Annotated in this window: 3 protein-coding genes; all 3 read right to left on the bottom strand. The window is 49.5% G+C overall.

What is annotated here, in order from left to right; all coding sequences use genetic code 11:
• On the bottom strand, nucleotides 1-1,252 hold a 1,252-nt coding region (locus KOO63_16190; protein MBU8923357.1), incomplete at its 3' end, for a GTP-binding protein.
• Between the two features lie 108 nt (nucleotides 1,253-1,360).
• Nucleotides 1,361-2,092, bottom strand: a complete 732-nt coding sequence (locus KOO63_16185) for a YIP1 family protein (GenBank protein ID MBU8923356.1) — start codon at nucleotides 2,090-2,092, stop codon at nucleotides 1,361-1,363.
• A 280-nt stretch (nucleotides 2,093-2,372) separates the two neighbouring features.
• Nucleotides 2,373-3,437, bottom strand: a complete 1,065-nt coding sequence (locus KOO63_16180; GenBank protein ID MBU8923355.1) for a PDZ domain-containing protein — start codon at nucleotides 3,435-3,437, stop codon at nucleotides 2,373-2,375.
• Nucleotides 3,438-3,585 lie beyond the last annotated feature (148 nt).

The raw sequence follows: 3,585 nt of genomic DNA, 5'->3' as shown, positions 1-3,585 counted from the left end.
CCTTATCCATGTCACCCTTGGCCTCAGTCTCGATGGCAGTATGGAGTGACGGTGTGGGGAAATCTATCCCCTTCAATATCGTCCTCTCCGCCTTGGTGCTGAGAGTGTGGTTGACCTTGGACGATTTGAGCTTTACGGCAGCTCCGATATCGCCTGTGGGAATCGAGTCGATCTCCTGCCTTTCCTTCCCCTGCAGCACGTATAGCTGGCCTATCCTCTCACTCGATTCCGCGTTCGAGTCATAAAGCTCGTTCCCTCCCGATATTTCGCCTGAGAAAGTCCTGATAAAGGAGAGGTCTCCGAGATGCTTCTCGGAAAGAGACTTGAAGACAAAACCCAGGACAGGTTCGGAAGAACCGGCCTTGATCATCTTTGACTCTCCCGAATCCAGAAGAATAGCTACTTCCTCTTTCCACAGCGGGGAAGGCATGAGAGAAACGACCATATCCAGCATCTGCTTAATGCCGATATTGCTCGTAGCCGAGGTCACCACGAGGGGTGCCAGGGTGCCTGCCGAGCATCCCGCCGCTATTCCCCTGGCGAGTTCCTCATCGTTAAGCTGACCGCTTTCCAGGAATTTCTCGAGGAGCGAATCATCAGCTTCCGCGGCAAAATCCATAAGCGCCTGACGAGCTTCATCAACCTGCCCAACCATATCCGCGGGAATCTCTTCCTCGGCAAACTTGCCACCACCACTGTAGATGAAGGCTTTCTTGTTCAGCAGATCTACAACCCCCGTGAACGACTCACCATGTCCGATCGGAATGACAAGCGGCATCACCTTGGCGCCCAGCGTTTTCTGTGCATCGGCAAGACATTTATCATAGTCCGCGTGTTCCTTGTCCATCCTGTTAATGCAGACGACCCTTGGAATACCTCTGTTTTCCAGGAATTTCCATACTCTTTCGGTACCGACCTCGACACCCGAATCAGCGCTGATTACGACTATCCCGCCTTCCACGACCTCGAGAGATGCCGCAACCTCGCCAACAAAATCTTCGTATCCTGGAGTGTCCAGCAGATTGATCTTGTAATTGCCATGTTCAAACGAGGCAAGGCTCGCGTTTATCGAGATCTGGCGTTCGATCTCATCGGGAGCGGAATCGAGGACCGTGTTCCCGTCCTCTATCTTCCCGATTCTGTTTATTACACCTGCATTGAAAAGAACGACTTCTCCAAGCATCGTCTTTCCGCAGGACTGATGCCCTACCATTATGATATTTCTAATGTTGCCTGTCTCAAACTTCTTCAACTCGACCTCCTGTCAACTCATCAAATAAATCTTTCTTTCAATTCCTGCCGTCTCTTATCTCCGGCTCCTCCAACAAAAAAGTCCTTACGCCGATGATCCGGCGATGCATCAGCTCATGCCAGTGACACTCTGGCTGACCATAATAAGAAGCACACTGATCACAAACATCACGATTGCGGGAATCAGCGCTTTCTTTATATCGATCCTGAAGATCGCAGCGATCCCCAGCGTGAATACTACATAGTACCATATCTGGAATACCGATAGTCCCTGCAGCGTAGCAGCCAGCAGGCCCGTAGCTTCAGGAAGAATGGCTGCGGGGCCAAGCCTGACGACAGAGTCTGATACAGCTTCAATCGTATCGATACCTCTGGCGTGGATTATAATAGTGCTGATTATCTGCTCAAGGACACCGATGATTCCCGTGAAGCACACAAGGCTGAGAGTCTTCTTGAAATTTGATTTCGCGCTGGTAAGGTTCACGATCAGGTTCACAAGACCTGCAATTATCACAAATACGACGAGCAGGCCCACCGGCGCGCCGACCACACCGAGCCATCCAAAACTTTCCATCTGATGGAGTGTCGCATCGAGCTGTTCCTCGGAAAGCCCCCTGACATTGAGACTTGTCAGATGCCTCTGAACCGGAAGGGAATACCATGTGATAGCGGCATTGGCCACCGCGAGGACTATGAACGCTTTCCACCATTGCAGCCCGGTACCTATCCTCTTAAACACTTTCGATGGATCCAGGAAGATGTCGATTAGCGAAGCGAAAAACCCGCCTTTTATTTCTTCTTCGATAGCAGCGGCGTCAGTATTCTGGATATTCTCATCCATGATAACACTCCTTGTCCCGGATAATAATAGACCATGGCCGAAAGACAAACCTCCGGCAGAATTGGAACAAACCTAAAAATAGACTACTTTTTCCATACTGTCAAAGGATTTAACTCTCATCTGCCCGTTTTCGAAGTCCAGATCGAAAAAATCGTCAACATCCCTCCCTCGACGGCAAAAAAAACGCCCGACCTTTCATCAGGCCAGGCGTTTTCCTAATTGGATCCAGATTATCGGAACCCCGCAGGGTGGCGTCTGAGGGCTCCTGAACGCTAATACGTCAATCCAACTCTTTTTCCAGTTTCTTCAATCTCTTCTCCAGGGTCTCGATCTCTTTTTTGAGTTTGTCGAGCCTCAGATCACCGAGCTTGTTCCCATCCTCGAAGAATTCCAATGAACGCTTGTTGATCTTGGGAATATTCATCTTGAAATGTTTAAAATTCTGCTCTTCACCGGAAGGAGATACCCAGATCATAGAATGTTCGTCTTTCGAAAGATCATCGATATCCAGTGTGAAAGTCTTCTTTTTCCCTTTTCTTATCACGGTGATATCGACAGTCTCTTCATCCTCATCACAATCGCCAAGCGATTCGATCAGGGCCTGGGGATCATCGATCTCTTCGTCACCGACAGCGAGGATCACATCTCCTGCCTTCATCCCGGCTTCTTCTGCCGCAGAATCTTCAATGACATCAAGAATCAGCACTCCTTCACCCTCATCGACATCGAAGTATTCAGCAAGGTCCGCGCTCATCTCATGGACCTTCACTCCGAGAAGCGGCCTGTCTCCACCCATAAACGCCATTTCCAGCGCCTCGAGCTTGCCAATCCGGCCAAGATTGATTGACCGGTCACCAAAGTCATCCCCGGACCATTCATCGTCATCTGTGATATTTATCGTATAGTATTGTTTTGAATGTTCTCCCAGTTCAAGCCGGATCTCCCGTTTCTCACCATCACGGTAATACACCACATCCACCGTATCACCAGGATCTTTGTCCTTTATGATCTTTCTCAGTTCAGCGGCGCCGCTTACCCTCTCTCCGGCAAACATGTAGATGATATCGTTATCTTCCAGCCCCGCCTTGTCTGCCGGGCTATCGTCTATGACATCCATGATCCAGACGCCCCTGGATTTCGGATAGTCGAATTCCTCTTTCCTGTCCCTGTTGAGGTCGTCCATGTAGATACCGATATAGGCGCCTTTGACATCTACGACCCTGGCTTTTTTCTCTTTGTCACCACCTGATCTGATGATGACCCTTTCCTGTGCGAACGCGATGGATGTCAGGAGTATCGACATCACCACAAGCACTGCGAGGGAAAATAATACTACTTTTCTCATATTATCCGCTGCATTCCGCAGCCCCTCACCTCCTTAGTGGGGTTATGATTCCGGCTACAAGCTCTCTTGACTATTAATAGTCCATAGACCGAATAAAGTTTCATTTTTCTATAAACAGGGCGGGGAATGGTCCAGAGCAGGATAACGA

The organism is Candidatus Latescibacterota bacterium, from assembly GCA_019038625.1.
Taxonomy (GTDB): domain Bacteria; phylum Krumholzibacteriota; class Krumholzibacteriia; order Krumholzibacteriales; family Krumholzibacteriaceae; genus JAGLYV01.
This window is presented reverse-complemented; position numbering and strand designations above follow the sequence as displayed.

Coding starts and splice junctions, on each gene's coding strand:
- KOO63_16185 (MBU8923356.1), bottom strand. CDS start 2,092: ATGGATGAGAATATCCAGAATACTGACGCCGCTGCTATCGAAGAAGAA.
- KOO63_16180 (MBU8923355.1), bottom strand. CDS start 3,437: ATGAGAAAAGTAGTATTATTTTCCCTCGCAGTGCTTGTGGTGATGTCG.